Origin of the sequence: Streptomyces capoamus (assembly GCF_014654935.1) — a bacterium.
Lineage (GTDB): Bacteria > Actinomycetota > Actinomycetes > Streptomycetales > Streptomycetaceae > Streptomyces > Streptomyces capoamus.
The window spans coordinates 1-3,078 of record NZ_BNBF01000049.1; the positions used below are offsets into that span (position 1 = coordinate 1).

Annotated in this window: 4 protein-coding genes; 1 reads left to right on the forward strand and 3 read right to left on the reverse strand. The window is 67.9% G+C overall.

The features are described from left to right. The first annotated feature begins 115 nt into the window (after positions 1–115). Positions 116–933, forward strand: a protein-coding gene (locus tag IE312_RS37225) for an IS5 family transposase (RefSeq protein ID WP_189986743.1) whose coding sequence is annotated in 2 segments (ribosomal slippage) — positions 116–458 and positions 458–933 — 819 coding nt in all. Because the reading frame shifts where the segments join, the coding sequence is not laid out codon by codon here. An 81-nt stretch (positions 934–1,014) separates the two neighbouring features. Here IE312_RS37225 and IE312_RS37230 read toward each other — a convergent pair. The 3 genes from IE312_RS37230 to IE312_RS37240 form a co-directional block, all read right to left on the reverse strand. Next, entirely contained in the window at positions 1,015–1,350 is a 336-nt protein-coding gene (locus tag IE312_RS37230; protein WP_189986744.1) for an SH3 domain-containing protein, read from the reverse strand. Between the two features lie 192 nt (positions 1,351–1,542). Further along, complete coding sequence (locus IE312_RS37235) at positions 1,543–2,190, reverse strand: alpha/beta fold hydrolase (protein WP_229900907.1); 648 nt, start codon at positions 2,188–2,190, stop codon at positions 1,543–1,545. A gap of 425 nt (positions 2,191–2,615) precedes the next feature. Further along, a complete protein-coding gene (locus tag IE312_RS37240; protein WP_189986746.1) occupies positions 2,616–2,972 on the reverse strand; it encodes an NTP transferase domain-containing protein in 357 nt (118 codons plus the stop codon). Positions 2,973–3,078: the final 106 nt, after the last annotated feature.

A 3,078-nucleotide genomic window follows, 5' to 3' on the forward strand; every position in this document is an offset into this window, starting at 1 on the left:
GCGGACACCTCGACGACGACGCCACCGTCCTGCTCGCCGAGTGGCGCGGCAACCGGCAAACCGACCTCACCCCGTAAGACCGTGTCCTACGTGGTGAGGCGTCGTTGGTCCGGGCATGGGGCGGGGTAAGTGGAGCTGGATTGTTCCGGACGGGCTGTGGGAGATCGCGAAGCCGCTGATCCCAGCGTCCAAGGTGCGGCCTCAGGGCGGAGAAACGCGGGACACGCCTGATGAGACGCTGTTCGCGGCCATCGTCTACGTCCTGGTCAGCGGCTGTGCCTGGCGATCGCTCCCGCCCTGCTTCGGAATATCGAAGTCGACGGCGCACCGCCGGTTCTTGATCTGGTCCCGGGCCGGCGTCTGGGGCCGACTGCACGAAGCCGTGCTGCACCGGCTCGACGACGCGGGCCTCATCGACATCACCCGCGTCGTCCTCGACACCGCCCACGTCAGGGCTAAAAAGGGGGCGAACACACAGGACCGAGCCCGGTGGACCGGGGCAAGCCGGGTTCCAAGATGCACATCCTGTCGGACGCGAACGGCCTGCCCCTCCTCGTTGGTGTCTCGGCCGGCAACACCCATGACGGTGAAGGGCTGAAGCCAATGGTGGCGGGTCACCAAACGAGACACGACCCGCATCGTGGCCGCTACTTCAAGCCCGAGCGCCTCCACGCGGACAAAGCCTATGACCGTCCGGACCTGCGGAAATGGTTACGCGGCAAGCGCATCGGAGTCCGGATCGCCCGCAAAGGCATCGAGTCCAGCGAACGATTGGGCCGCCGCCGGTGGATGATCGAGAGGACGATGTCGTGGCTGTCGGGCTACCGCAGACTCAGCCCCCGCTACGAACGCGATCCCCGCAACTACCTGGCATTTCTCGGACTCGCCGCCGCCCTCTGCTGCTACAAGCGCCTCGTCCGCCTCGCCACGTAGGACACGGTCTTAAGATGTGCGGGCGGGGTTGTGCCGGCCCGTAGAGCCCCGCACTCTCCCTCCCACCGGGCATGGACGACGTCAGTCGATCTGCAGGCAAATGTGAGCCCGCGTGTACCGCTTGGCCATCCATCCCACGCTGCCGGCAGGCAGTCCTGACGTCTCGCGGGTGCCGAAGTCGCTGCCGCTGTCGTAGGCCAGCCGCCCCCGCCACCAGCTGCCGCAGGCCTTGTCGGCATACACGGTGTCCCCGCGGTGCAGCAGGCCGAGCACGGTGCCGATACCCGGCTTCGTGTGGAGCCGGACACCGTCACCGGTTACCTGGTAGCCACACGGGCTGAACCGCGGCCCGGAGGCAGCGGAGGCAGAGGCGTGCGGCACCCATGCGGTGCTTACGAAAAGGGCTGTCGCCGCCATGAGGGTGAGTCCTCGCATCATGCCGGGGCCAACCCTGACCCGTGCGGCTGCGTTTACGGCTGTAACTGAGCAGTTCAATTGGCGAGTTGCGCGTTGGCCGGGCACCTGTCGTTGACGGACTCGACCAGCACCGCGGCCTCGCCTGCGATGACGTCACCCCACTTCGCGGGGTACCGGAAACCAGTGGCGTGCTCACCGCCAGGCAGCGGTGGTGGCGATCACGGCTTGGGCCAAGGCCACGGGCTGATCGCGGGCAATGAGGTGCCCGGCGCCACGGATGGGTCGAACGGTGGTGTGAGGAGCCAGGTGCAGCAACTGGTCGATGTCCTCGTCGGTGAGCGACGAGCCGTTGCCGCCATGGACGAGCAGGAGGGGCAGGTCGAGTTCCGCGGTGACCTGCCGTAGCCGTGGGGCCTGGGCGAGGGTGTCCTCGACGAGCTCGGTGTGGGCGCCGAGCGGGCCGACGGAAGCGAGGAAGCGGCGAACCCTGGAAGGTTCGAGGCACGGTACGACGTCGACCAGCACCAGCCCCGCCACCCTGGCTCGCACTGCCGGATCCGCGAGAGCGGCGATGGCGGCGAGCCCTCCCAGTGAGGCACCGACTACCACGCTTGCCGGTGGCTCGGTGTGCACCATCGCGGCGACATCCTCCGCGCACGCGGACAGTGTCCGAGCACTGCCCTCGCTGTCACCGTGGCCTCGCTGGTCGAAGGCCACACACCGGTACCCGGCATCGACGAGGACCTCGCTGACGGGTCCCCACACCTGACGGCGTTCGCCACCGGCGTGAAGGAGCAGGAAGGTTGGTCCGGCACCGACCTCCTCCCCGCGCAGGATCACATCGGGGCGAGTGATCCGCCGTACTCGTGGAGCCGTAGGGCCGATCATGAAACTGACATCCCCTCCTCCCGCCACGGGTCCTTGGCCAGGCCGCCAGGGCCGGCCAGTGCCCCAACGGAACGCGACACTGCGTACTGCCCGCAGGACACGTTGGGAACGGTACCGCCATGTGCAGGTGTTCACCCAGGGCGGCGCGAGCACACGCCCATCCGGCGCGGCGGCAGATGCCTGCAGCCCCAGCAAGGCCAACCCGGCACATCGCAACCTGTCAACGCGCGCAGGCTCAACTCGCCAACTCATCCGCTCATCCGCTCATCCGCTCATCCGTCAAGTGAAGCGCTCAGTCACAACGGCTTGTTCGACGCGATCACCGTGGATGTCCTACAGCTCGAAGTCCAATCACTCAACGTCGGTGTACTCCACCATCAGGGCCTGGGCGCGGCGGCCGCCGTCCGCGGGCCGTAGCCCCGCTGCTGCTCTTGCACCGGCGTCCGCCACGCGGTGGCGCGGTTGCCAAACTCCTCGGCCAGGTAGGCGCTCACCTGCTCGCGATAGCGGCCCGGGACAACCACCGTGCGCTGCGGACGCGGTTCCCCGACCGCGTCCAGCACATGCCCCAGCAGAGCCCGTCCGCCCATCCACCGCAGGACTCTCTGGATGCCGCCCCCGATCCGCTCTCCGTTGCCGGCGGCGAGGACCACCACGGCCAGTTCCCGCGCATGAGGGTCACCAGGCGGCTCGACTGCGGCCGCCAAGGTGCCGAACTTTCCCTGCGAAATCATGGGATCGAGTCCCTCTCCGAAAGGCGCCGCCCAACTCAGGCAGGCGTACTGCTTTCCACAAAAAATGTGATGTCACGGCGGTGCACCGCAACGGCTCACGCAGTTC